At 69.1% G+C, this 24,194-nt stretch carries 25 protein-coding genes; 6 read left to right on the top strand and 19 right to left on the bottom strand.

Features of this window, described 5'->3' with window-relative positions; genetic code table 11:
* Positions 1-42 precede the first annotated feature (42 nt).
* Together BLR75_RS20270 and BLR75_RS20265 are read left to right on the top strand one after the other, a co-directional pair.
* On the top strand, positions 43-1,110 hold the full coding sequence (locus BLR75_RS20270; protein ID WP_084313717.1) for a phosphotransferase: 1,068 nt from the start codon (positions 43-45) through the stop codon (positions 1,108-1,110).
* The gene (locus BLR75_RS20265; RefSeq protein WP_084313718.1) at positions 1,107-2,429 is read left to right on the top strand and encodes an aspartate aminotransferase family protein; all 1,323 of its coding nucleotides are present in this window, start codon (positions 1,107-1,109) and stop codon (positions 2,427-2,429) included. The genes BLR75_RS20270 and BLR75_RS20265 overlap by 4 nt, the downstream gene beginning before the upstream one ends.
* A gap of 42 nt (positions 2,430-2,471) precedes the next feature.
* Here the strand turns inward: BLR75_RS20265 and BLR75_RS20260 are convergent, their stop codons facing one another.
* Positions 2,472-2,867 carry a DUF488 domain-containing protein gene (locus BLR75_RS20260; protein ID WP_084313719.1) on the bottom strand — a complete coding sequence of 132 codons (396 nt, stop codon included), beginning with the start codon at positions 2,865-2,867 and terminating at the stop codon, positions 2,472-2,474.
* A 78-nt stretch (positions 2,868-2,945) separates the two neighbouring features.
* Between BLR75_RS20260 and BLR75_RS20255 the strand changes: the two genes are divergently transcribed.
* A complete protein-coding gene (locus tag BLR75_RS20255; RefSeq protein ID WP_084313720.1) occupies positions 2,946-3,614 on the top strand; it encodes a COG3650 family protein in 669 nt (222 codons plus the stop codon).
* Between the two features lies 1 nt (position 3,615).
* On the opposite strand, the gene BLR75_RS20250 is transcribed toward BLR75_RS20255, so the two are convergent.
* The 9 genes from BLR75_RS20250 to BLR75_RS20210 all read right to left on the bottom strand — a co-directional run bounded on the left by BLR75_RS20250 (position 3,616) and on the right by BLR75_RS20210 (position 12,325).
* Complete coding sequence (locus tag BLR75_RS20250; protein WP_084313721.1) at positions 3,616-4,716, bottom strand: PLP-dependent cysteine synthase family protein; 1,101 nt, start codon at positions 4,714-4,716, stop codon at positions 3,616-3,618.
* Positions 4,717-4,744: 28 nt separating this feature from the next.
* Entirely contained in the window at positions 4,745-5,650 is a 906-nt protein-coding gene (locus BLR75_RS20245; RefSeq protein WP_084313722.1) for a DMT family transporter, read from the bottom strand.
* Positions 5,651-5,922: 272 nt separating this feature from the next.
* Positions 5,923-6,255: a Na+/H+ antiporter subunit G gene (locus BLR75_RS20240; protein WP_084313723.1), complete on the bottom strand. Its 333-nt coding sequence runs from the start codon at positions 6,253-6,255 to the stop codon at positions 5,923-5,925.
* A complete protein-coding gene (locus BLR75_RS20235; protein ID WP_084313724.1) occupies positions 6,252-6,521 on the bottom strand; it encodes a K+/H+ antiporter subunit F in 270 nt (89 codons plus the stop codon). Before BLR75_RS20235 ends, BLR75_RS20240 begins: the two co-directional genes overlap by 4 nt.
* Positions 6,506-7,006, bottom strand: coding sequence for a Na+/H+ antiporter subunit E (locus BLR75_RS20230; protein ID WP_084313725.1), 501 nt, complete (start codon positions 7,004-7,006; stop codon positions 6,506-6,508). Before BLR75_RS20230 ends, BLR75_RS20235 begins: the two co-directional genes overlap by 16 nt.
* The gene (locus BLR75_RS20225) at positions 7,003-8,499 is read right to left on the bottom strand and encodes a monovalent cation/H+ antiporter subunit D (protein WP_084313726.1); all 1,497 of its coding nucleotides are present in this window, start codon (positions 8,497-8,499) and stop codon (positions 7,003-7,005) included. The genes BLR75_RS20230 and BLR75_RS20225 overlap by 4 nt, the downstream gene beginning before the upstream one ends.
* Positions 8,496-8,828: a Na+/H+ antiporter subunit C gene (locus tag BLR75_RS20220; RefSeq protein ID WP_084313727.1), complete on the bottom strand. Its 333-nt coding sequence runs from the start codon at positions 8,826-8,828 to the stop codon at positions 8,496-8,498. Before BLR75_RS20220 ends, BLR75_RS20225 begins: the two co-directional genes overlap by 4 nt.
* A complete protein-coding gene (locus BLR75_RS20215; RefSeq protein ID WP_084313728.1) occupies positions 8,828-11,626 on the bottom strand; it encodes a monovalent cation/H+ antiporter subunit A in 2,799 nt (932 codons plus the stop codon). Before BLR75_RS20215 ends, BLR75_RS20220 begins: the two co-directional genes overlap by 1 nt.
* A 234-nt stretch (positions 11,627-11,860) precedes the next feature.
* Entirely contained in the window at positions 11,861-12,325 is a 465-nt protein-coding gene (locus BLR75_RS20210) for an outer membrane lipoprotein (protein WP_084313729.1), read from the bottom strand.
* 213 nt (positions 12,326-12,538) lie between these two features.
* Between BLR75_RS20210 and BLR75_RS20205 the strand changes: the two genes are divergently transcribed.
* Positions 12,539-12,775: a 30S ribosomal protein S3 gene (locus BLR75_RS20205; RefSeq protein WP_084313730.1), complete on the top strand. Its 237-nt coding sequence runs from the start codon at positions 12,539-12,541 to the stop codon at positions 12,773-12,775.
* Here BLR75_RS20205 and BLR75_RS20200 read toward each other — a convergent pair.
* The 6 genes from BLR75_RS20200 to dinG form a co-directional block, all read right to left on the bottom strand.
* On the bottom strand, positions 12,760-13,899 hold the full coding sequence (locus BLR75_RS20200; protein ID WP_084313731.1) for a glycerate kinase: 1,140 nt from the start codon (positions 13,897-13,899) through the stop codon (positions 12,760-12,762). The genes BLR75_RS20205 and BLR75_RS20200 overlap by 16 nt on opposite strands.
* 28 nt (positions 13,900-13,927) lie before the next feature.
* Positions 13,928-14,575: a pyridoxamine 5'-phosphate oxidase gene (gene pdxH / locus BLR75_RS20195; protein WP_084313732.1), complete on the bottom strand. Its 648-nt coding sequence runs from the start codon at positions 14,573-14,575 to the stop codon at positions 13,928-13,930.
* A 70-nt stretch (positions 14,576-14,645) separates the two neighbouring features.
* Positions 14,646-15,290, bottom strand: coding sequence for an OmpA family protein (locus BLR75_RS20190; protein WP_084313733.1), 645 nt, complete (start codon positions 15,288-15,290; stop codon positions 14,646-14,648).
* 216 nt (positions 15,291-15,506) lie between these two features.
* Positions 15,507-16,652: a serine hydrolase domain-containing protein gene (locus BLR75_RS20185; protein ID WP_084313734.1), complete on the bottom strand. Its 1,146-nt coding sequence runs from the start codon at positions 16,650-16,652 to the stop codon at positions 15,507-15,509.
* A gap of 15 nt (positions 16,653-16,667) precedes the next feature.
* A complete protein-coding gene (locus BLR75_RS20180; protein WP_084313735.1) occupies positions 16,668-18,968 on the bottom strand; it encodes a beta-galactosidase in 2,301 nt (766 codons plus the stop codon).
* Positions 18,969-19,047: 79 nt separating this feature from the next.
* Entirely contained in the window at positions 19,048-21,192 is a 2,145-nt protein-coding gene (dinG, locus tag BLR75_RS20175) for an ATP-dependent DNA helicase DinG (protein ID WP_084313736.1), read from the bottom strand.
* Between the two features lie 120 nt (positions 21,193-21,312).
* On the opposite strand from dinG, the gene BLR75_RS20170 reads away from it, so the two are divergent.
* On the top strand, positions 21,313-21,777 hold the full coding sequence (locus BLR75_RS20170; protein ID WP_084313737.1) for a CopD family protein: 465 nt from the start codon (positions 21,313-21,315) through the stop codon (positions 21,775-21,777).
* Here BLR75_RS20170 and BLR75_RS20165 read toward each other — a convergent pair whose 3' ends face one another.
* The 3 genes from BLR75_RS20165 to BLR75_RS20155 all read right to left on the bottom strand — a co-directional run bounded on the left by BLR75_RS20165 (position 21,778) and on the right by BLR75_RS20155 (position 23,565).
* Positions 21,778-22,542, bottom strand: coding sequence for a collagen pro alpha-chain precursor (locus BLR75_RS20165; protein ID WP_084313738.1), 765 nt, complete (start codon positions 22,540-22,542; stop codon positions 21,778-21,780). It lies immediately after the preceding gene.
* Complete coding sequence (locus BLR75_RS20160; protein WP_084313739.1) at positions 22,535-22,813, bottom strand: DUF1145 domain-containing protein; 279 nt, start codon at positions 22,811-22,813, stop codon at positions 22,535-22,537. Before BLR75_RS20160 ends, BLR75_RS20165 begins: the two co-directional genes overlap by 8 nt.
* Before the next feature lie 122 nt (positions 22,814-22,935).
* Positions 22,936-23,565, bottom strand: coding sequence for an OmpA family protein (locus BLR75_RS20155; RefSeq protein WP_084313740.1), 630 nt, complete (start codon positions 23,563-23,565; stop codon positions 22,936-22,938).
* Between the two features lie 139 nt (positions 23,566-23,704).
* On the opposite strand from BLR75_RS20155, the gene BLR75_RS20150 reads away from it, so the two are divergent.
* Positions 23,705-24,193 carry a DUF6231 family protein gene (locus BLR75_RS20150; protein WP_084313741.1) on the top strand — a complete coding sequence of 163 codons (489 nt, stop codon included), beginning with the start codon at positions 23,705-23,707 and terminating at the stop codon, positions 24,191-24,193.
* Position 24,194: the final 1 nt, after the last annotated feature.

Raw genomic sequence — 24,194 nt, 5'->3', positions numbered from 1 at the left:
TTCGCCGGGCCGCTGCATGCTTGACCCGATGGAGTAGCAACCGTGTCACTGAACACCCTATCCGCCCACGACCACCTGCTCGAGGCCGCGCCGGCCCGGGTCAGCGACCAGCAGGCCGCCGCCATCGCCGCCGAATGCTTCGGCCTGCACGGCACGCTGAACAAGCTGGCCGGCGAACGCGACCTGAACTTCCAGATCACCGATGCCCGGGGTGCGTCGCGCCTGCTGAAGCTCTCCCACCCGCTGGAAGACCCGCAGGTGGTGGATTTCCAGAACCGCGCCCTGCTCCGCGTCGAAGCCGCCGATGCGGATTTGCCGGTGCAGCGCGTATATCCCGCGCTCGATGGCCGCTATCAGGTACCGGTGGAAATCGACGGGCAACCCATGCTCGCCCGCCTGTTCTCCTTCGTCGACGGCCTGCCGCTGCACCGCGTGCCAGAGCGCAGCCGCGCACTGCGGGAGAACCTGGGCGACGCCCTGGCGCGGCTGGGACTGGCGCTGAACGGCTTCGAACATCCCGCATCCGGCCACGAACTGCTCTGGGACCTCAAGCACGCCTCGCGCCTGCGCCGGCTGCTGACCTACATCGAGGACAGGGACGGTCGCGCCCTCGTCGAACGCTTCCTCGACAACTTCGAATTGCACGCCCTGCCGCGCCAGGCCTCGCTGCGCGCGCAGGTGATCCACAACGACCTCAATCCGCACAACGTCATCGTCGACGTCGAGCATCCGGAACAGCTGCGCAACATCCTCGACTTCGGCGACATGGTCCACGCCCCGCTGATCAACGACCTCGGCGTGGCCGCCGCCTACCAGGTGGGCGAGCCCGACGCGCCGCTGGCCACCGCCGCCGAGATGATCGCCGCCTACCACCGGCGCTACCCGCTGCTGGAGGCCGAGCAGGAAATCCTCGCCGACCTGATCGCCACCCGCCTGACCATGACCCTGTGCATCACCGCCTGGCGCGCCAGCCTGCACCCGGAAAACCGCGACTACATCCTGCGCAATACCCGCCACGCCTGGCGCAGCCTGCAAGGCCTGGCCAGCCTGACCCGCAGCCAGGCCCAGGACCAGATCGCCGCCGCCTGCCAACAGGAGCCCCGCCCATGACCATGATCAACGGATACAGCGCCGCCGACGCCGAACGCCTGAGCGAGGAGGAGCGCCGCCTGATCGAGCGCCGCGAGCGCCTGCTCGGCCCGGCCTACCGGCTGTTCTACGAACGCCCGCTGCACACCGTCCGCGGCGAGGGTGTGTGGCTGTACGACAAGCAGGGCCGGCGCTATCTCGACGCCTACAACAACGTCGTCTCCGTCGGCCACTGCCACCCGCGCGTGGTGCAGGCCATCGCCACCCAGGCGGCCACGCTGAACACCCATACCCGCTACCTGCAGGAAGGCATCCTCGATTACGCCGAACAGCTGCTGGCGACCTTCCCCGCCGGGCTCGACCAGGTGATGTTCACCTGCACCGGCAGCGAGGCCAACGACCTGGCGCTGCGCATCGCCCGCCACTACACCGGCGGCACCGGAGTGATCGTCACCCGCTTCGCCTACCACGGCGTCACCGGCGACATTTCCGAACTCTCGCCCTCGCTGGGCGCCGGCATCACCCTGCCCGCCCATGCGCGCACCGTGCGTGCACCGGACGCCTACCGACTGGGCGCGGAGAACGTCGCCAGAACCCTGGCCGATGACGTCCGCGCCGCCATCGCCGACCTGCGCGCCAACGGCATCGAGCCCGCCGCGCTGCTGCTCGACGGCATCTTCGCCAGCGACGGGGTCTTCCCCGATCCGGCCGGCTTCCTCGCCGAAGCGGTGGCGGTGGCCCGCGCCGAAGGCCTGCTGTACATCGCCGACGAAGTGCAGTGCGGCTTCGCCCGCACCGGCGAGAAGATGTGGGGCTTCCAGCGCCACGGCGTGCAGCCGGACCTGGTCACCCTCGGCAAGCCCATGGGCAACGGCCAGCCCATCGCCGGCGTGGTGGCACGCGCCGATGTGCTGGAAAGCTTCGGGCGCAACGTGCGCTACTTCAACACCTTCGGCGGCAACCCGGTGTCCTGCGCGGCGGCCCAGGCAGTGCTAGACGTGATCCGTGACGAGGGACTGCAGCAGCGTTCGAAGGCGATCGGCGATTTCCTGCTGGATGGATTCAGGCGGCTGGCCGAGCGCCACGAACTGATCGGCGACGTGCGCGGCGCGGGCCTGTTCCTCGGCGTGGAACTGGTCACCAACCGCGCGAGCAAGGAACCGGCGGCAATGCAGACCCGCCGTGTGGTGAACGCCATGCGCGAGCGCGGCGTGCTGATCAGCGCCGCCGGCCCCATGGAGAACATCCTGAAGATCCGCCCGCTGCTGGCCTTCGAGCAGGAGCATGCCGAGCTGTTCCTCGAATGCCTGGACGCGGCCCTGGGCGAAGCGGCGGCCTGACTGTCGTCCCCTCGCCCCGGTGGCGGCGAGGGGAAACCAGGGTCATTCGAAGTCCTTCGCATAGCAGGTCGGCGAACTCCCCGGCTGCTGCCGCTCCAGCTCGTCCTCGAGAAACTCCGCCAGCACCTGGGCATTGTTGTTCTGCTCGTCGCGCGCACCGTAGAGCAGCGTCAGGTCGCCCTTGCGCGCCAGGTCCAGCAGCCCCCACCAGTACTCCGGATGCGCCACCAGTTGCTTGCGGTAGGCCTGGCGAAACTCCCCGAACCGCCCGGGATCATGGTGGAACTCCTTGCGCAGCTCGTTCGACGGCGCCACGTCCTTCCACCACTCGGCCTGCAGCTCCTCCTTGCGGATGCCCCGTGGCCACAGGCGGTCGACCAGTACACGCTGGCCATCGCTCGCTTCCACCGGTTCATACGCCCGCTTGCATCTGATCATCGCCTCACTCCTCATGCCGGCTCTTGTGGTAGTCCGGCCTGCTCGGTAACGTTGGGCCCCTTTCCAGGGAGTCCGATCATGCGTCCAAGCCGTTTCGCCCTCTTCAGCCTTCTGCCGCTGTTCGCCGCCTGCCAGGTCTGGTCGCCCAAGCCCGTCGACCTGCACGGCGCCACGCGCCAGCAGGGCGAACTGAGCCGGCAGGGCAACGGCCTGGTGTTCACGCCGTGCAACGAGCAACGTCGCTTCAGTATCGAGGATAGCGGCAATACCGGCCTTGTCCGCGATGCGGCCGAACTGTTCAAGGATGGCGGCAAGACGCTGTTCGCCGACCTGGGCGGCAGCTTCAGCGGCAGCACCGCCAGCGGCACCGACGGCACGCTGGACGTTTCCCGGGTCTACCGCCTGCAGCACGAAGGGCACGGCTGCGACGATCCGAACTTCAAGCGCACCATCGTCCGCGCCGGCGGCAACGAGCCGGGCTGGAGCGTGATGGTGAATGCGCAAGGCCTGCTGCTGGAGCGTCCCGGCCAGCCGCAGCAGGTGCTGCCCTACGTGGTGGAAAGCCTGCCCGACGGCAGCAGCAGCTACTCCAGCGAGGCCGATGGCAAGAAGCTCGAACTCTGGGTCGCCCCGGCGCGCTGCGTGAACAGCATGAGCGGCGCGCTCAGCCACCTGTCCGCCGAACTGCGCCTGAACGACGAAGCGCTGCGCGGCTGCGCCTGGCCGGGCGGCGCCAGCGGCGACTGATTCAATCGAATCCCGCCAGTTCAACTCCGGACGGCAACTCGGCGCCCTCCTCCGCACACAGGCGTACCGCCTCGATCAGCGGCTCCAGCTCGAAGCCCTGCTGCACCAGCCAGAAGCGGTCGTAGTAGGTCTCGGCATAGCGCTCGCCGCCGTCGCAGAGAATCGCCACCACCGAGCCGGATTCGCCATTGGCGACCATCTGCCGGCCGGCCACCAGCGCACCGATCAGGTTGGTGCCGCTGGAGCCGCCGACACGCCGGCCAAGTCTCCCCGCCAGGTAGTGCATGGCCGCCAGCGACAGGGCGTCCGGCACCTTGGCCATGGCATCGATCACCGCCGGCAGGAAGGACGCTTCCACCCGCGGCCGGCCGATTCCTTCTATCCGCGAACCGCAACTCAGCGTCAGGCTGCGATCGCCGGTGCGGTAGGCATCGAAGAACACCGAACGCTCGGCGTCGGCGCAGAGCACGCGGGTCTCGTGGCGGCGATAGCGGGCGAAGCGCCCCAGCGTCGCCAGGGTGCCGCCGGTGCCCGGGCTGGACACCAGCCAGGCCGGCTCGGGGAAGCGCTCGTGACGCATCTGCTGGAAGATCGACTCGGCGATGTTGTTGTTCGCCCGCCAGTCGGTGGCGCGTTCGGCGAAGGTGAACTGGTCCATGAAGTGCCCGCCGCTCTCCCGCGCCAGGCGCTCGGACTCGGCGTAGATCTGCGTCGGGTCGTCGACCAGATGGCTCTGCCCGCCGTAGAAGGCGATCTGCGCGATCTTCTCCTTCGAGGTGCTGGCCGGCATCACGGCGATGAACGGCAGGCCGAGCAGGCGGGCGAAATAGGCCTCGGAGATCGCCGTCGAGCCGCTGGACGCCTCGATCACCGGTGCCTCCGGCCTCAGCCAGCCGTTGCACAGGGCGTAGAGGAACAGCGAACGCGCCAGGCGGTGCTTGAGGCTGCCGGTGGGATGGCTGGACTCGTCCTTGAAGTACAGGTCGACGCCGGGCAGGCCGGGCATGTCCAGCGGGATCAGGTGCGTATCGGCGCTGCGCTGGAAATCCGCCTCGATGATGCGGATCGCCTCGCGGGTCCAGACGCGTTCGTTGATCGTCATGGCGCTACCTCGCAGGGAAAGGATTCAGTCAGTCCAGCACACCGGCCGGCTGCGTGGGTGGCGTGGTGCGCCATTGGCTGAGCGCCACGCCGGCGAACACCACTCCGGCCGCCAGGGCCTGCTGGCCGGTGAAGACTTCACCGAGGAACGCGGCGGCGAAGACCAGGGTGAATACCGGGATCAGGTTGGTGAAGCCGGACGCCTGGCTGGCCGGCAGCCGGCTGACGCCGAAGTTGTACAGCCCGTAGGCGCCGACCGTGACCACGCTGCCAAGATAGACCAGGGCGAACAGCCCCTGACCGCTGGGCAGCGGCGGCGTGCCGGAAGTGATGGCGGCCAGCGGCAGGAAGAAGATCGAACCGATGAAGGCCTGCATGGCGGTGAGCATGAAGGCCGAATAGCGCGAGGACAGGTGCTTGAGCAGCAGCGTGTAGCCCGTCGCGCAGACCATGGCGAGGAGTTCGAGGAAGTTGCCGAGCAGCGGCTGCGGCGCATGCGGGTCGGCCTCGCTGACCAGGGTCAGCCAGAGCGCGCCGATCACCGCCAGCAGGAAGCCCAGCCAGGTGTTGCGGCCGATCCGCTCCCTGAGCAGGAAGAACGCGCCCACCGCCACCAGCAATGGCAGCAGCGCGGTGATCATCCCGGCCTGGGAGGCGCTGGTGTACTGCAGCGCCAGGGATTCGCAGATGAAGTACAGGCAGGGCTCGCAGACCGCCAGGCCGAGCAGGTACTTCCAGTCGCCGGCGCGATACTCGGTGCGCCCGCGCCAGCGCCAGGCGGCGAGGAAGATCAGACTGCCGATGGCCATGCGGGCGAAGATCACCCACATCGGCGGGAATTCCTGGAATGCCAGTTTCAGGGCAATGAACGAACTGCCCCACAGCGCCATGGCCAGCACCAGGCACGCGAGGGCGAACGGCCGGGAATGCTGCACGGAACGCTCCAGAAGACGGGAATCCGCGAAGTATAGGTGCCCGCCGGGCGGGGCCGACAGGCACAGAGAGCAGGGAAAACTGTTGCGCCCGGCAGGGAGTCGACCTGTAGGAGCGGGCCATGCCCGCGACCAACAAGCCCTGCTCCAGGGCCGTGCCGATGCGATGGCGGATAACGCTGGCGCGTTATGCGCCCTACTCGGACATTCCAGCGAAACCGTGTAGCGGGCCACGCCCGCGACCGGTCGCGCCCAGGTGCGCTCCTACAGGGTAATCACTCCCACGGCTTGCCCTGGGTGTCCTTCACCCGCTCCTCGCGCTGCTGCATCGCCGCCTTCGCCAGCAGGTGCGCGCTGACCGGTGCGGTGATGAAGAGGAATGCGGTGATCAGTATCTCGTGCAGGCTCAGCTCGCCACGGGCGGTGAAGTACACCAGCGAGGCGAGGATCACTCCGCCGACGCCGAGGGTCGACGCCTTGGTCGGTGCGTGCAGGCGGGTGTAGAAGTCCGGCAGGCGGTACAGGCCGATGGCGCCGAGCAGGGCGAACAGGCTGCCGCCGAGCAGCAGCAGCGACACCACGGCCTCGATCCAGAACTGCGCATTCATTCGATGATGTCCCCCCGCAGCAGGTACTTGGACAATGCCACGGTGCTGACGAAGCCCATCACCGCGATCAGCAGCGCGGCCTCGAAGTACAGGCCGGAGTCGCTCCAGATGCCGAACAGCACGATCAGCGCGATGGCTTCCACCGACAGGGTGTCCAGCGCCAGGATACGGTCCGGCAGGCCCGGGCCGCGGACCAGCCGCGCCACCGTGAGCAGCAGCGCCACGCCGAGCATCGCCAGGCACACGGGGATCACGTAGCCGAGCATTCGAATATCTCCTTCAGCGGCGCCTCGTAGCGCGACTTGATGTCGGCGACCAGCGCTTCCGGGTCGGGCACGTCCAGGCCGTGCACCAGCAGGGTCCGGCGATCGGCGCCGAGATCGGCGGATACCGTGCCCGGGGTCAGGGTGATGACGCTGGCGAGGACGGTGATCGCCAGGTCGTCATTCAGGTCCAGCGGAATCTCGACGAAGGCCGGGCGCAGCGCGCGGGTCGGCCCGACCACCAGCCGCGCCACCTGCAGGTTGGCGACCACTATGTCGTGCAGCACCAGGCCGATGAAGCGCAGCAGAAGCAGCGGCCGGCGGATGCGCGGGACGGGCAGCAGCAGGTCCCGGCACAGCCACGGCAGCACGAGTCCGAGTGCGCCGCCGAGCAGCCAGTGGCCGAGGGAGAAATCGTTGACCAGCAGCAGCCAGGTCAGCAGCAGGCAGGCGCTGAGCAGCGGATGCGGCAGCAGGCGGCGGATCATGCGCCACCTCCGAGGATCGCCTGGCGATACAGCTCGACATCCAGCAACTGCGCGGCGGTCGCCTGCACATAGACCAGCAGCGGCTTGGCCAGCAGCACCAGCAGCGGCGCCGTGAGCAGCAGGCCGAGGGTCGCCAGCAGGCGCAGCGGATCGCGCTCGGCGCTGCCCAGCACGGTGCGCCCGGTGCGCCAGAACAGCGTGCTGCCGGCCCGGCTCAGCGCCACGATGGTGACCAGCCCGCTGACCAGCAGCACCGCCCACAGCGCCAGCGTCTCCGCCGGCGTGCTGGCGGCGCGCATCAACATGAGCTTGCCGATGAAGCCGGACAGCGGCGGCAGCCCGACCACCGCGATGGCACCGAGGAAGAACAGCGCGCCGAGCAGATGCGGCTGCAGCAGCGCCGGCCCCTGCCGCAGATGGCCGCCCTTCTCGCCACGCTGGCGGGCGATCAGGTCGGCGAGGAGGAACAGCCCGCCGGCCACCCAGGTGCTGTGCAGCAGGTAATACAGCCCCGCGCTCAACGCTGCCTGACTGCCCATCGCCAGCGCCGCCAGCAGGGTGCCGGCCGACACCACCACCAGGTAGGCCAGCATGCCCTGCAGGGTGTTCGCCGCCAGCGCGCCGATGGCGCCCACGGCGATGCCGAGCAACGCCAGCGGCCACAGCCAGTCCTGCGCCAGGTTCGCCAGCTCGCCGGCCTCGGCGCCGAAGATCAGGGTGTAGACGCGCAGGATCGAATAGATGCCGACCTTGGTCATGATGGCGAACAGCGCCGCCACCGGCGCACTCGCCTCGGCATAGGCGCGCGGCAGCCAGAAGTACAGCGGCAGCAGCGCCGCCTTGAGGCCGAACACCACCAGCAACAGCAGGGCCGCGGCACGCACCAGCGGCGCCTGGGCGGCATCCAGCGCGGCGACGTGGCGGGCCATGTCGGCCATGTTCAGGGTCCCGGTGACGCCATACAGCACGCCCACCGCGATCAGGAAGAACGCCGAGCCGACCAGGTTGAGCACCACGTAGTGCACGCCGGCGCGCACCCGCCCGGCGCCACCACCGTGCAGCAGCAGGCCGTAGGAGGCGATCAGCAGGATCTCGAAGAAGACGAACAGGTTGAACAGGTCGCCGGTGAGGAAGGCGCCGTTCAGGCCGGCCAGCTGAAACTGGAACAGCGCGTGGAAATGCTTGCCGCGGCGGTCGTCGCCACGCAGCGCATAGAGCAGCGCGAACACCGCGAGCAGCGCATTGGCCAGCAACAACAGCGCGCTCAGACGGTCGAGCACCAGGATGATGCCGAACGGCGGCTGCCAGTTGCCCAGCGCGTAGAACTGGATCTGCCCGCCGGCGGCCTGTTGCAGCAGCACCCCGCTCAGCGGCAGCAGCGCCAGGGTGGCGAGCAGCGAGAGGCCGCGCTGCGCGCGTTCGCCAATGGCGGCCAGCAGCAGGCAGCCGGCGAACAGCGGCAGCACGATCGGCAGGATCAGCAGGTGATTCATTCCTCGCCCTCCCCGGCCGCGCCATCCACGTGGTCGTCGCCGGTCTCAGCCAGCCCGCGCAGGGCGAGGACGATGACGAAGGCGGTCATGGCGAAGCCGATGACGATGGCGGTCAGCACCAGCGCCTGGGGAATCGGGTCGCCGGCATTGGCGACCTGGCCGACCACCGCCGGTTCGCCGGCGAGCCGGCCCATGGCGAAGAGGAACAGGTTCACCGCATAGGAAATCAGGGTCAGGCCCAGCACCACCGGGAAGGTGCGCGCCCGCAACAGCAGGTACACACCGCTGGCGGTGAGCAGGCCGAGGGCGATGGCGAACAGCGCCTCCATCAGTGCACCTCCTTGGCAATCACCGCTTCATCCGGCGGCGCGGTCATTTCGCCGAGCCCGGAGAGGATCAGCAGGGTCGCCCCGACCACGGTCAGGTACACGCCCAGGTCGAAGAGCATCGCCGTCGCCAGCTCGATCTCACCGACCAGCGGGATGTGGAAATGGCCGAACGACGAGGTCAGGAACGGATGGCCGAACGCCCAGCTGCCGAGGCCGGTAAGACCGGCCACCAGCACGCCGAGGCCGGCCAGCCGCGCATAGTTCAGCGGCAGTCGCGTGCGCACCCAGCGCGTGCCGCAGGCGATGTACTGGAGGATCAGCGCCACCGCGGTGATCAGCCCGGCGATGAAGCCGCCGCCCGGCAGGTTGTGCCCGCGCAGGAAGATGAACACCGCCACCAGCAGCGCCAGCGGCAGCATCAGCCGCGAGAGGATGGCGAGGATCGGCGGGAAGCGCTCGGCCGCCCAGGCGCGGCCCTCGGCATCCCGCTCCGCACGTGGCAGGCGCAGGCCGGCGAGCATGGCGAAGATGCCCACCGCGGCGATCGCCAGCACGCTGATCTCGCCGAGGGTATCGAAGCCGCGGAAGTCCACCAGGATCACGTTCACCACGTTGTGCCCGCCACCGCCGCCGACGCTGTTGTCCAGGTAGTAGCCGGCGATGGTCTGGTACGGGCGGGTCAGCACGGCGTAGGCCAGCAGCGCCACCATCACGCCGCAGAGCAGCGCCACGACGACGTCGCGCAGCTTGCGCAGGCTGCCGGTTTCCTTCGGCGTGCGGGTCGGCAGATAGTAGAGCGCCAGCATCAGCAGGACCATGGTCACCACTTCCACCGACAGCTGGGTCAGCGCCAGGTCCGGTGCGGCGAAGCGGGCGAAGGCCAGCGCCACCAGCAGGCCGGCGATGCTGAGGATGACCAGCGCCACCAGCCGCTGGCGATGGAACCAGGCAACCAGCGGGCCGCTCAGGGCGAGCAGCACCAGGCCGAGCGCGGTGATCCCGTCCAGCGTGGTCAGCGGCCGCGTGCCGGCGAGGCTGGGCAGCGGCGCCAGGCCGGCGAACACCACCACCACGGCGGCCAGCAGCAGGAGCATCACGTAGCGCTGCAGCGAGCCGTTCTCCAGGCCATCGGTGCAGCGACCGGCGAAGATCGCCACGCGCTTCACCTGCTGCTCGAACACCAGCTTCGCGTCCATCGCCGGCAGGCCGGCGTACCAGTCGAACAGCGGCCTGCGGAAGATGTACAGCGACGTGCCGCCGACCAGCGCCACCAGGCTCATCACCAGCGGCATGTTGAAGCCATGCCAGATCGCCAGGCTGTAGGCCGGCACCGGGCCGTTCAGGCTCGCGCCGGCGGCGGCGGAGAGCAGCGGCGCCACCGTCCAGGCCGGCGCGATGCCGACCAGCAGGCAGAGGAACACCAGGATTTCCACCGGCACCTTCATGTAGCGCGGCGGCTCGTGGGGCACCTTGGGCAGGTTGATCGGCTCGCCATTGAAGAACACGTCGTGGATGAAACGCACCGAGTAGCTCACCGAGAACAGCGCGCCAAGCGTCGCCAGCGCCGGGATCAGCCAGTTGAAGCTTCCCATCATGTTCTGCGCCAGGGTCTCGCCGAAGAACATCTCCTTGCTGAGGAAGCCGTTGAGCAGCGGCACGCCGGCCATGGACGCGGACGCCACCATCGCCAGCACCGCGGTGTGCGGCAGGTACTTCCACATGCCGTTGATGCGGCGCATGTCGCGGCTGCCGGTCTCGTGGTCGATGATCCCGGCGGCCATGAACAGCGAGGCCTTGAAGGTCGCGTGGTTGATGATGTGGAACACCGCGGCGACGTTGGCCATCGGCGAGTCGAGACCGAACAGCAGGGTGATCAGGCCGAGGTGGCTGATGGTCGAGTAGGCCAGCAGGCCCTTCAGGTCGTTCTGGAACAGCGCGATGAAGGCGCCCATCAGCAGCGTGGCGAGGCCGGTCAGGCTGACCAGGTAGAACCACAGGTCATTGCCCGAGAGCACCGGATACAGGCGGGCCAGCAGGAACACGCCGGCCTTGACCATGGTCGCCGAGTGCAGGTAGGCGGAAACCGGGGTCGGCGCCGCCATGGCGTGGGGCAGCCAGAAATGGAAGGGGAACTGCGCGGACTTGGTGAACACGCCGAGCAGCACCAGGCACAACGCTACCGGGAACACCGCGCTGCCCTGCAGGACGTCGCGGGCGGCGAGCACGTCGCTCAGCTCGAAGCTGCCCACCACCTGGCCGATCAGCAGGATGCCGGCGAGCAGCGCCAGCCCTCCCCCGCCGGTGACCGCCAGCGACATGCGCGCGCCCTTGCGGGCATCCGAGCGGTAGCTCCAGAAGCCGATCAGGAGGAACGACGAGAGACTGGTCAGTTCCCAGAACACCAGCATCAGCAGCAGGTTCTCCGCCAGCACCACGCCGAGCATCGAGCCCATGAACAGCAGCAGGAAGGCGTAGAAGCGCCCGGTCGGTTCCTGCTCGGACAGGTAGTAGCGGGCATAGAGGATGACCAGCACGCCGATGCCGAGGATCAGCAGGGCGAACAGGAAGCCCAGCCCGTCGAGGCGCAGGCTGAGGTTGAAGCCCAGTTCCGGCAGCCAGTCGTGGCGTGCCAGCAGACGCTCGCCGGCGAGCGCGCCGCGCTGGCTCCACAACAGCGCCAGGCCGGCCAGCGGCACCAGCGCGGTGGCCGTGGCGCAGGCGCTGCGACCCAGGCGTTCGGCCAGGATCGGCAGGAAGATGCCCAGGAATGGCAGCGCAACGATCAGCGCCAGAATCATCGATCACTCCTTTTTCATTCCGGGCGATGCCCGCTATCTGCCGGCGGGGCGTCCCCGCGGCAAAACGGCGCCTATTATCCGCATCTATCGGAAGATCGCCATGGAATGAATTATTTCGAAATCACCCGTACCCGCCGGGAATCGGATGTCCTGAAACGATAGCGCGCGAAACCGGATGCAGTTTCGCGCGCTGGAGAGAGGCGGTCGCTCGCAGGAGCGACCTGGAAGGAAAGATCAGTGCGAGACGCGGCTGGTGCCGTTGACGGTCAGGATGCGGACGCGTTCGCCGACGCGGAATACCGCGCCTTCGTCGACTTCCTGCACATAGGCACGGGTGCTGCCGTCGTCCTCGCGCACGGTGATCTCGACACCCTGGGCGCGGGTCAGGCCCTCCTCGGTGGCCGAACCGATCAGGCCGCCGGCGACCGCGCCGATGATCGCGGCCACGTAGCTGCCGCGGCCCTGGCCGATGCTGCTGCCGCCGATGCCGCCGACCGCCGCGCCGGCAACCGAGCCGATCGGCGTCTTGGTGCCTTCGATCTTCACCGGGCGCAGCGCCTGGATGGTGCCCATGCGGACGTTCTGCACGGTGCGCGCTTCTTCACGGGAGTAGGTGTCGCCGGTCAGGCTGGACTGGCAACCGCCGAGAGTCAGGGCCAGTGCAACAAAGGTCACGGCGAACAGGGCGGGCTTACGCATAACGAAGAACCTCCGAGAAAGACTGCCTTTATTAGACTCCGCCGCAGGCCCCGCTGTCACGCCGGGCGCGTTGCGCAAGATCACGCCAGGGAACTGCGCAGGCTTCGATTCCTATATTTTCGCTCATCGCGGGGAAAATGCCCGCGGCCGGCCGTCTTTATGAGCGCCGGACGATCGGCTAGGGTGGGCGCCTGCCGCCGCAAGGAACACTCCATGGACTACTTCATCATCGTCGTCACCACCGCCGCCGGCCTGTATTTCCACTGGTGGATCTACTGGCGCATCCGCCGCTGGATGGATCGCGACCTGGCGCTCTCCCTGGCCGGCGACGATCCGGCCAAGCGCGAATACCTGCTGCAGCGTCTCGAGGAAGCCAGGCGGGCGAAGGTCAGACGCCGCGAGCTGCCCGCCTGGCTGGAACAGGCGGCGAAGGACTATCGCGCCGCCTGAGCCACCAGCCAGAAGCGCGCCAGTTCCTCGGCGCGCGCCTCCAGTTCCTGCGCGGCGCGGGCCAGGGCCTGGGCCAGGCTCAGCGGCCCCGGCGCCAGGCTGAAGGCGGCGGCGATGCCGGTCTCGTGCAGCGCGGCGTAACCCTCGCCGAGACTGCCGGCCAGGGCGATCGCCGGCACGCCCGCCGCCTGCGCCATGCGCGCCACGCCCACCGGCGTCTTGCCGTGCAGGCTCTGCGAATCCAGCCGGCCTTCGCCGGTGATCACCAGATCGGCGCCCTGCAGGGCCTCGGCCAGCCCGGACAGCTCGGCCACCAGCGCGATGCCGGGACGGAATCGCGCCTTGAGGAACGCCCGCGCGGCGAAGCCCAGGCCGCCGGCGGCGCCGACACCGGGGAACAGGCTGTGGTCCTCGCCGAGGGTGGCGGCGGCTACCGCTGCGAAATGCTGCAGGGCGGCATCCAGTTCCTCCACCTGCGCGGCGCTGGCGCCCTTCTGCGGACCGAACACCGCCGAGGCGCCACGCGGCCCGCAGAGCGGATTGTCGACGTCGGCGGCGACTTCCATTTCCACCTGCAGCAGGCGCGGGTCGAGGCCGCCCAGGTCGAGCTCATGCAGACCGGCCAGGGCCGCGCCGCCGTCGCCCAGCTCCCTGCCGGCGGCATCGAGGAAGCGCACGCCGAGGGCCTGCAGCAATCCCAGCCCGGCATCGTTGGTCGCGCTGCCGCCGAGGCCGAGGATGATCTTGCGCGCCCCCGAATCCAGCGCCGCGCGAATCAGCTCGCCGGTGCCGTAGCTGGTGGTGCGGGTGGCGTCGCGCTTGCGTTCGGGCACCCAGTGCAGGCCGCTGGCGGCGGCCATCTCGATCACCGCGGTGGCATCGTCCAGACGCCCCCAGTGAGCGGTCACCGGCTGCCCCAGGGGGCCGCGCACCCGGCAGTCGATGCGCTGTCCCGGGCGGGCAGCGAGCACCGCGTCCACCGTGCCTTCGCCGCCGTCGGCCAGCGGCCGCAGGACGATCTCCGCGGCCGGCATCGCGCGCAGCCAGCCACGGGCGATGGCGGCGGCGACTTCCGGCGCGGAAAGGCTTTCCTTGAAGGAATCGGGAGCGATCACCAGTTTCATTCAGCCACCCCCGACGGACAGGACCGACTCAGGGCGCCAGCCGCTCGCGCAGCCATCCGCCGTTTTCCTGGCGATAGTTCAGCCGGTCGTGCAGACGGCTGGCACGGCCCTGCCAGAACTCGATGCGCTGCGGCAACAGGCGATAGCCGCCCCAATGGTCCGGACAGGGCGGCTGGGTATCGGCGAAACGCCTTTCGGTTGCCGCCAGCAGCTGTTCCAGCTCGTCGCGCCCCGCGATCACCCGGCTCTGCGGCGAGGCCCAGGCACCCAGGCGGCTGCCCAGCGGGCGCACGCGGTAGTAGGCGGCGGACTCTTCCGGCGAGACCTTTTCCACCACGCCCTCGATCCGCACCTGGCGCTCCAGCGCCGGCCAGAAGAAGGTCATCGCCGCATAGGGGCGCGCCGCCAGCTGCCGCCCCTTGTCGCTCTCGTAGTTGCTGAAGAAGGTGAAGCCGCGCTCGTCCAGCCCCTTGAGCAGGAGCACGCGGCAGTGCGGGCGGCCTTCCTCGTCGACGGTGGCGAGGGTCATGGCGTTCGGCTCGACCGGCAGTTGCTCGGTCTTCACCGCATCCTCGAACCACTGGTGGAAAAGGCTGAAGGGTTCGGTCGGGGCGGTGGACTCGCAGAGTCCGTCCCGGGTGTATTCGCGGCGCATTTCGGCCAGGGTCTGAGCCATTGAAAACCTCCTCTGGAATAGGTCCCTAAGCTTAACCAGTGTCGTGGCAGTCTGCTTGAGGCAGAGCAAGTCACTCGTTGCGCGCCAGGGTCGGCAGCACGCCGCGCAGGGCCCAGAGGACCTCCACCCGGCGGTTCAGCGCGCGGCCCTGGCTGGTGGAATTGTCCGCCCGCGGCAGGTCGGAACCGACGCCCCTCATGCGCACGCGCTCCTTGTCCAGGCCGCTGAGGCGGAACAGCGAGGCCACCGCCTGCGCGCGCTCCACGCTGAGCCGGTCGTTGGCGACCTCGCTGCCGCTGCTGTCGGTATGCCCGACCACCATCACGCCACCCTGCGGATCGGCCGCCACCAGCTTGGCCACCCGTCCCAGCGGCGCGAGGGAACTGGACAGCAGCATCTCCGGGCGCTTGGGATGGAACGAGGTATCCACCGGCACGATCAGCACCAGCGCATTGTCGCGGCGCTCGACCTCGAAACCGCTGTCGGCGGCCGCCGAACGCAACGGTTTCTCGTTCTGGTCCAGCCAGGCCATGCCGGCCTGGGAATCCGCCGCCGACTCGCCCGCGGTCGCGCCGCCCTTCGAGCCGAGCGACCACCAGTGCGGTTTCTTCGAAGCGGAGGACTGGCCTGCCTGGTCTGGGGCGGTGTTCTGCCACTGGCTGCAGCCGGCCAGGCCGATGCACAGCAGCAGGGCCGAAGTCTTGAGGAGGTTCATGCGTGGACTCCATGGAGCGGGTGGATCGAAAAACGGTCGGAGCCGAACGCCAGCCGCGCAAAGCGGTTGCGGTATCTGACAAGCGTACTCGGGTTTCCCCATGCTGCGCGCCCGCAACGAAGCGGCGGACGAGCGGCATGCCGGCGTTCGGTTGAATGGATTCGAGAGGCCAATCGGCGTTGCGGTTCCCCGCCGCTCAGGCGAGCCGACGAAGGACTACAGGCAACTCCCGGCGACCCGCGCCAGCTTCTGCGCGCGCGGGTCCATCAGCACGTAGGGACCGAGGGTGTTGGTGACGAAGCCGAAGGCCAGTTCGCGCTCCGGATCGGCGAAGCCGATGGAACCGCCCGCCCCCGGATGACCGAAGGCGCGCGCACCGAGGCCATAGGTGGCGTTGGCGATTTCCGGCTGGTCGAGCATGCAGCCGAGGCCGAAACGGGTGCGGGTCAGCAGGGTGCGGTCGTCGCCGACGCTGTGCTCGCGGGTCAGTTCGGCCAGCAGCGCGTCATCCAGCAGCCGCCCCTGCAGCAGCCCGGCATAGAAGCCGGCCAGCGAGCGGGCGTTGCCGTGGCCGCTCGCCGCCGGCTGCTGCAGGCGCCGCCACTCCGGCTTGTTGGTGCTGGTGAGGATCGACGGCGGATTGCCGAACGCCCGCGCCTGCAGGCCGGCGGGATCACCCATGGTGGCCCTGAGCAGGCGCTGCGCCGCGGCGTCGCCGAGGTTGCCCTTGCCCCGCGCGACGTGGGCGACGCGGTGGAACTCGCTGTCGGCGAGGCCGATATGGAAATCCAGCCCCAGCGGCGCGGCCACCCGCGCGACTATCGCCTCGCCCGGCGCGCGGCCGTCGATCCGGCGGATCAGCTCGCCGACCAGCCAGCCGTAGGTGATGGGCGCATAGCCATGCTCCACGCCCGGCGTCCACCAGGGCGCTTCGGCGGCCAGCACCGCGGTCATCCGCTGCCAGTCGTAGAGCGCTTCCGGCGCCAGGGTTTCGCGCACCGCCGGCAGGCCGGCGCGATGGGCGAGCAACTGGCGCACGCTGATGTCCTGCTTGCCGGCGGCGGCGAATTCCGGCCAGTAGCGGGCGACCGGCGCGTCCAGCTCGACCTTGCCCTCGCCGACCAGTTGCAGCAGGGCGACGGCGGCGTAGGTCTTGGTGCAGGAGAACAGGTTGAGAATGCTGTCGGCCTGCCACGGCTGGTCCGCCTCCCGGCCCGCCCGGCCGGCCCAGAGGTCGGCCACGACTTCGCCGCCGACCTGGACGCACAGCGCCGCGCCGCGTTCCTGCGGATCGTCGAACAGCGCGGCGAAGGCATCGGCGAGCGGGGCGAAACGGCTGTCACAGTGGCCTTGCAGGGTCATGCGGGATTCCTCGGATCACTCTTGCTGTGCGGCGGCCGGCTGCTCGCCGCTGGCTGCCGGATCGGTCTCGGCGGGCGGCTCCGCGGCCGGCGCCGGCGGTTGCGGTTCGGCACTGGCGGCGGCCTCGGCTTCCTTCAGCAACCCCTTCTCCAACTGCTGGTTGGCCTTGCGCACCGCGTCGACGAAGCGCCCGAACGGCAGGTCGGTGATGCCCACCAGGCCGATGTGGCCGTTCTCGCCGTCGAGCAGGCGTCCGCTGGCCGGCTGGTCGAGGTACTGGAACCAGTGCGCGCCGATGATCTGCGGGTCCTTCAGCGCCTCGGCGAGGAATTTCCGGTAGCTCTCGCCACGCTGCTGTTCGTTGTACACCTCCGCCACGCCGCCCCAGAACGGGCCGCGGTCGCGGGAGCCGAAGTGGAATTCGCTGATCAGCACCGGCTTGTCCAGGCTGCGCACGTATTCCGCGTCGTAGCCCAGCTGCGGGCTGGGCACGTAGAGATTGAAGCTCAGCACATCGCAGTACTGCGCGCAGGAAGCCAGCGCCTCCGGCGTGCTGACGGCGAAGCGCGGGCCGAGCAGCAGGTGGTTCGGTGCGTGCCAGTTCAGCGAGTCGTGCAGGGTCTTGAAGTACTGGTCCGCGTACAGCCGCAGGAAGGCGCTGTAGTCCTCGGCGATGGCCGGATGCGCCTCGTCCGGCAGCGGCGCCTCGTAGCCGGGTGCGTCGAGATCTTCCCAGGCGCCGAGTTGCACGCCCCAGGCCGCGGCCAGTGCCTCGTGCTCCTTGTACTTGTCCTTCAGCTGCTTGATGAAGGCGCGCTTGGCCGGGCTGTCGGTGGACAGCTTGAGCGCGCCGAAGGCCAGGGCGAAACGCGCCTGCGGGCCTTCGCGGCCGGCCCAGGCCAGCTCGTTGTCGGCGTAGTAGCCGAGCAGCCAGGGGTCTTCGCGGTGGTCGCGGGCGGCGATGGCGATGGCGCGCTCGGCGGCCATGGCGAAGCGCGGGTCGAACGGATCGGGCATGGCGCCCCACCAGTCGTAGCCGGTGCTCACCGTGGCGTAGTCGCCGCTGATCGACAGCGGCACGCTGTACGGCATGCGCTGCGACGTGGCGAAGGCCGGGGCGCTCCAGTTGCCGAGGCTGTTGAAGCCCCAGCCGTTCAGGCGCTGCAGGGTGCGCTCGCGCCAGGCTTCGGCCGCCGCGTCGCCGCTCAGCCCGCCGTTGGCGCGGAAGCGGTTGGCGGCATAGAAGTCGAACCAGCGACCGCTGCCGAAGTTGCGCCCCTGCTGCGCGCCGACGCCGGAGCGGTCGTCGCTCTGGCCGTAGAACACCGCCAGCGGCTCGCCGTCCCTCGGCAGGCTGGCGAACATGTATTCGCGGCCTTCCACGTAGGTCTGGCTGCTCTCGGCGTTCACCGTGTTCACCCCGAGGGACCAGAACGGATGCCCGTCCGGCGTCACCAGCCACCAGCGGCCGTTGCGCTTCTCGCTGCGGAAGAAGCCGCTGGCCTCGAACCGCAGGCTGCCGAGCAACCCGCCGAAGCGGTCGTAGCGGGCGGGATCGCGCTGCCATTTCTGCAACTGCTCGCCTTCGGCCTTCCAGGCGGCGGCCAACTGCTCGGGGCTCTTCACCTTTTCCGGCCAGTCGCCGCGGCTGGCCTGGCCGAAGCCGTCGATGATGCCGGTGTAGGCGCGGCGCAGCTCCTTGCCGCCGGAGCGGGTGCCGAAGCGGGCGACGAGGATGTCCTGCGCCGCCTTCGGTTCGCGCAGGTAGATGCGCACTGCGCCGACCTTGCTGCGGTCCAGTTCGCCTTCGACGCGGGTGGCGATCAGCAGGCGCTGGCCGTCGAGATTGAACGGCATCGGCACGCCGGTGCGCATGCCGAACATCTCCGGCGACGTCGCCTTCAGCGGCACCAGCAGGGTCTGCGCCGGGCCGGCGGGCAGCGCCACGCTGGCGTGCAGGCCGGGCTTGCCGTCGATGCCATCGATGTCGATTTCCAGGGTCAGCGCCCAGTCCATGGCGTTCTGGATGCGCAGGCTCATGCTGTCCGCCTGGGACCAGTCCCAGCTGCCGCTGGCCGGTGCCAGGCGCAGGGTCGGCTGGCTCGCCGGGCGGAAGTTCACGCGGCGCAGGATCTCGCCTTCCGGCGTCGCCTCGGCGGTGGTGCTGGGCAGGTCGGCATCCTGGGTGCCGACCGTGACCACGGCCATGGGCTTGACGAAGTTGAACAGCGTTTCGTTGCCGCCTGCGGCCCAGCTCGGGGCGCTGGCCAGCGCGAGGCTGAGCAGCAGCGGCAGATGCCAGCGGGGAGAACTCATGCGACCTTGTCCTTGCGTCTCGCCGGCACGCATGGCCGGCGTTGATTGATTGCTTTCGAGCGCGGCGCCGGCGCAGCGTTCAGGCGATCTGGCGGCGGAACGGCGGCAGCGCGTTGAGGATCGCCTTGCCGTAGCGCTGGGTCACCACGCGGCGGTCGAGCAGCGTGATGGTGCCGCGATCCTCCTCGGTGCGCAGCAGCCGCCCGCAGGCCTGCACCAGGCGCAGCGACGCATCCGGCACGGCGATCTCCATGAACGGGTTGCCGCCGCGCGCCTCGATCCACTCGGCCAGCGCGGCTTCCACCGGGTCGTCCGGCACCGCGAAGGGAATCTTGGCGATCACCACGTGCTCGCAGTAGGCGCCCGGCAGGTCGACGCCCTCGGCGAAGCTGGCCAGGCCGAACAGCACGCTCGGATCGCCGTCGTCGACCCGCGACTTGTGCCGGTTCAGGGTCTCCTGCTTGGACAGGTTGCCCTGGATCAGCACGCGCCTGCGCCAGTCGCGCTCCAGGCCGTCGAACACGTCCTGCATCTGCTTGCGCGAGGCGAACAGCACCAGCGTGCCGCGCGCGCCTTCCACCAGTCCCGGCAGCTCGCGGATGATCGCCGCGGTGTGGGCGGCGGCGTCGCGCGGGTCGGCCTTGAGGTCGGGCACCTGCAGCAGGCCGGCCTCGGCGTGGTGGAACGGGCTCGGCACCACGGCGGTCACCGAGCTCCTGGGCAGACCGGCGCGCATGCGGTAGCGGTCGAAGGTGCCGAGGGCGGTCAGGGTCGCCGAGGTCACCAGCACGCCGTAGGCGACGTTCCACAGGTTGCGGCGCAGGGTCTCCGCCGCGAGGATCGGGCTGGCGTTGGCCTCGATGTCGTAGAAGCTGCCGCTTTCCGCCAGGGTCAGCCAGCGCGCCATCGGCGGGCTGTCCTGCGGGTCCTCGCAGGTGAAGGCGGTCCACAGCTCCCAGTTGCCCTGGGCGCGGGACAGCAGGCTGCCGAACAGCGGGTACCACTCTTCCGCCTGGTAGCTGGTGACGCCGGCGGCGCCTTCGCCATCCATGGCTTCCTTGAGGATCTCGGTGAGGCGGGTGAACAGGTCGGTGAGCCGGGAAAAGCCCTTCTTCAGCTCGATGCCCATCTCGCGGATGTGCTCGGGCACCACCCCGCCGGGGAAGCGGTGGCGCGGCCGCTCGCGGCCTTCCATGTCCTCGCCGGCGCGAAAATCGCCGATCTCCTCGCAGGCGGTGAACATGAACTGCTGCTGGGTGCGCACCTCCCGCGCCAGTTCCGGCACCTGCTCGATCAGCCGGCCGAGGTCGCCGGGCAGCGGGTTCTGCGCCAGCAGCTTGGTGAGGTTCTTCGCCACCTGCTCCAGCCAGTCGGCGGTGGCGCGCAGGCGGGTGAAGTGGGCGAAGTGGCCGATGGCCTTGTCCGGCAGGTGGTGGCCTTCGTCGAACACGTAGATGGTCTCGCGCGGGTCCGGCAGGATGGCGCCGCCGCCGAGGGCCAGGTCGGCCAGCACCAGGTCGTGGTTGGTGACGATCACGTCGACCTTGGTCATGCCCTCGCGTGCCTTATAGAAGGCGCACTGGCCGAAGTTCGGGCAATGCCGGTTGGTGCACTGGCTGTGGTCGGTGGTCAGCTGCGCCCAGTGCGCGTCGTCGATGGCTTCCGGCCAGCTGTCGCGGTCGCCGTCCCAGCGGTTGCCGGCCAGGCGTTCGATCATCTGGTTGAACAGCTTGCCGGACGCCTCGTCGACGTCGATGCGGAAACCGTCTTCCTCGAACAGCTGGGCGGTGGCGTTCTGCGCCTGGCCTTCCTGCAGCAGATGGTCGAGCTTGGACAGGCACAGGTAGCGCCCGCGGCCCTTGGCCAGGGCGAAGCTGAAGCTCAGGCCGCTGTTGCGCAGCAGGTCGGGCAGGTCCTTGTGGACGATCTGCTCCTGCAGGGCGACGGTGGCGGTGGCGATCACCAGGCGCTTGCCGGCGGACTTGGCGCAGGCGATGGCGGCCAGGCTGTAGGCCACGGTCTTGCCGGTGCCGGTGCCGGCCTCCACCGCGACCACCGCGGGTTCGCCTTCGCGATGGCCTTCCTCGTCGCTCTGGATCACGCCGAGGACTTTCGCCACTTCGGCGATCATCAGGCGCTGGCCGTAGCGCGGCTTGAGTTCCTTGGCTTCGAGGAAGCGCGAGTAGGCGCCCTGGATCTGGGCCTTGAGTTCGTTGCTGAGCATGGGGTTCCCGGGCGCCGGAACGGCCCTGTGGACACATCCGGAAGCTGGATAAATTTTCAGTAGTTTGATTGGCCGGCTATGATAGCGCGCTTCGTCCCGACCGCCACTGGAGAACGCTCAATGACACCCTTCGCCTTCGTTTACGCCCTGCACGTGCTGGCCGCCCTGGTCTGGGTCGGCGGCATGTTCTTCGCGTGGATGATCCTGCGCCCCGCGGCGGTCGCCACGCTGGAGCCGCCGGCGCGGCTGAAGCTGTGGCTGGACGTGTTCCGCCGCTTCTTCGTCTGGGTCTGGGGTGCGGTGATCCTGCTGCCGGTCACCGGCGTCGGCATGCTGCAGCTGAGCTTCAACGGCTTCGCCGGAGCGCCCCGTCACGTGCAGGTCATGATGGGACTCTACGTGGCGATGCTGGCGCTGTTCCTGCGCGTGCAGGCGCTGCAGCTGCCGGAGCTGCGCCGCGCGCTGGAAGCCCAGGACTGGCCGGCCGGCGGCGCGGTGCTGGGGCGCATCCGCAAGACCATCGGCGGCAACCTGCTGATCGGCCTGGTGCTGGTGGCTATCGCCGCCGCACGCCTGCACTGGTAATCAGAAGCGCACCACGTCGAGCCGGCCGTCGCTGCCCCGTGGGCCTTCCACGCCGGGCTGGCCCGGCTTGCCAGCGGCGCCGCCGGTGGTGCTGTAGACCATGCAGTTGCGCGGGCCGCTCTTCGCGCCCGCCTTGCCGGGCTTGCCCGCCGCCCCGCCGACGCCACCTTCCAGGCGGACCCTGACCACTTCCATCGGGAAGTCCTGCGGCACCTCGAAACGCACCTTGCCGCCGGGCGCTCCCGGCTGGCCATCGGCGCCATTCTCGCCGTTGCCGGCGGGCCGCGAGCCGCCCCACAGGCAGCCGGCGGCGCGCGCATTGGCACCATCCAGGCCGTCCAGGCCCGGCGCACCGACGCCGCCGCGAACGTCCACCAGCAGATCGCCCACCGCGACGTTCTGCAGCCGCAGCACCAGGTCGCGCCCGGCGCTGGCCGGCTTCTGGAAGCTTCCCGAAGCGCCCTGCGCGGCGATCACGCTGCCGTCGGCGAGCCGGCCTTCGCGCACGTCGATGTGCAGCGCCTGCTGGCCGGGGAACACGCCGAGCCGCGCGTTCTTCGCCAGTTCCAGGTGGCCGATGCGCAGCTCGCGGACCCGCGCGGGAATCAGCAGGGCGCCCTGCTCGGCCACGCTGACCCGTTCCAGGGTCAGCGAATCGCCCTTCGCCGGCAGGCGCAGGACGGTGTTCGGTTCCACGTTCACGCTGTCCGCCGCCAGGCAGCCCAGCGGCGCGGCCAGCAGCAATACGCCCAGAACCCTACGCATGCGAACCTCCCCGTGTACCGGTCTTCGCCACGCTGAGCAGATGGAACACGCCGAACAGCAGCACCTGCAGGCCATCCAGCCAGACGTGCCGGCGCCCACGCAGACGACTGCCGAAAGCCGCCAGTTCGATCACGTGGATCAGCAGGATCACGGCGCCGGCGACCTTGAGCAGCATGGAAAAAGGATGTGCGAAAGGAGAAACCAGATTGGCCAGCACCGCCAGCCAGAAAAACAGGGCAACCAGCTTGCCCAGCCCTACCAGTGCATTCATGAACGCCCCCGAAGTCATTTCGCCAGCAACATACCCCGGAGCGCAACGGCTGCGCCAGTGAACCGGCGCGGAAAAACAGCGGGGGCCCGAAGGCCCCCACCGGATGTACTACGTGCAGCGCATCACTCACGCTTGATCTGGATTTCCACGCGGCGGTTCTGCGCGCGGCCATCCGAGGTCTTGTTGTCGGCGACAGGCTGGCTTTCGCCGTAGCCGCTGACCGACTTGATGCTGCTGGCGGGAACGCCCGCATCGACCAGGTAATTGGCCACAGCGTTGGCGCGTTTCTCCGACAGGGTCTGGTTGTAGGCGTCGGTACCCACGCTGTCGGTATGGCCGGCGATGTTCAGCTCGGTGCTGGCGGCTTCGCCCCGCAGACGGCTGGCGATGGTGTCCAGCTGATCCTTGTCGCGCGCATCGATCTTCGACGAGTCGAAGGCGAAATGCAGGTCGCGCACGACGATGGTCTCTTCCTTCGGCAGCGGCGCAGGAGCCGGCTCGGGCGCAGGCGCCGGTTCGACGGCCGCCACCTGTTCTTCTGCTCCATGTACCCAGCAATAGGAAGCACCCAGCACACCGCCGATCAGAGCACCCCAGCCTGCCCAGGTGCTGTTCTCGATGGAGCCGAGACCGGCGCCTCCGAGACCTCCGACCAGCGCGCAGGTCGGCCAGTCGGACTTCTGCAGCCCTGCGCATCCGGTGAGCAAACTGCTTACCAGCAACAGGGGTAAAGCGGTCCTTGTGATGCTCATATGTAAATTTCTCCTCTTGAGAACGGGTCTGAACCGACAATTACGGAGTAAAGACGCCCCTTGCAGAATGCGCCAGCACTAGGCCATGCGCGCTGCAAACGTTAGTCTCTGCGCATCCGATTGCATCCCGAAGAACGCCATGAATTCACCGCGCACCCCACAACAGGCCCTGGCCGCACTGCTCGACCGCTACGCCCCGCAACGCCTGCTGCTGGTGGGCGCCAGCGGCATGCCGGCGGTGGAAGCCTTCCGCGCCGCGCACCCGGACTGCACGCTGGCGGAAGCTCCGGCGGGCCCGCTGCCGGCGGATCTGGCCGCCCAGCGCTACGACCTCGCCGTGCTGGCCGACTGCCTGGAGCACATGCCGCGCCGCGAGGGCCTGCAACTGGTGGGCGGCATCCGCAACCTGAACAGCAGCCGCGTTGCCGTGCTGGTCGACCTGGCCGCGGCGGATACCCGCGACACCGATTTCTTCGCCCTGGCCATGCAGGCCAGCGAACGCTTCCAGCGCGGCGAGCAGACGCTCACGCTGTTCACCTACGACCTGCACGAATACAAGCAGGTACCGGACTGGCTGAACGCGAAGTTCTGGGCCAACCCGGAGAATTTCGGCAAATACTGGTGGTGAC

The sequence above is a fragment of the Pseudomonas jinjuensis genome, assembly GCF_900103845.1.
In the GTDB taxonomy this organism is placed as follows: Bacteria; Pseudomonadota; Gammaproteobacteria; order Pseudomonadales; family Pseudomonadaceae; genus Pseudomonas; species Pseudomonas jinjuensis.
The sequence above is the reverse complement of the archived record's forward strand: the minus strand, read 5'-3'. Positions and strand labels throughout refer to the sequence as shown.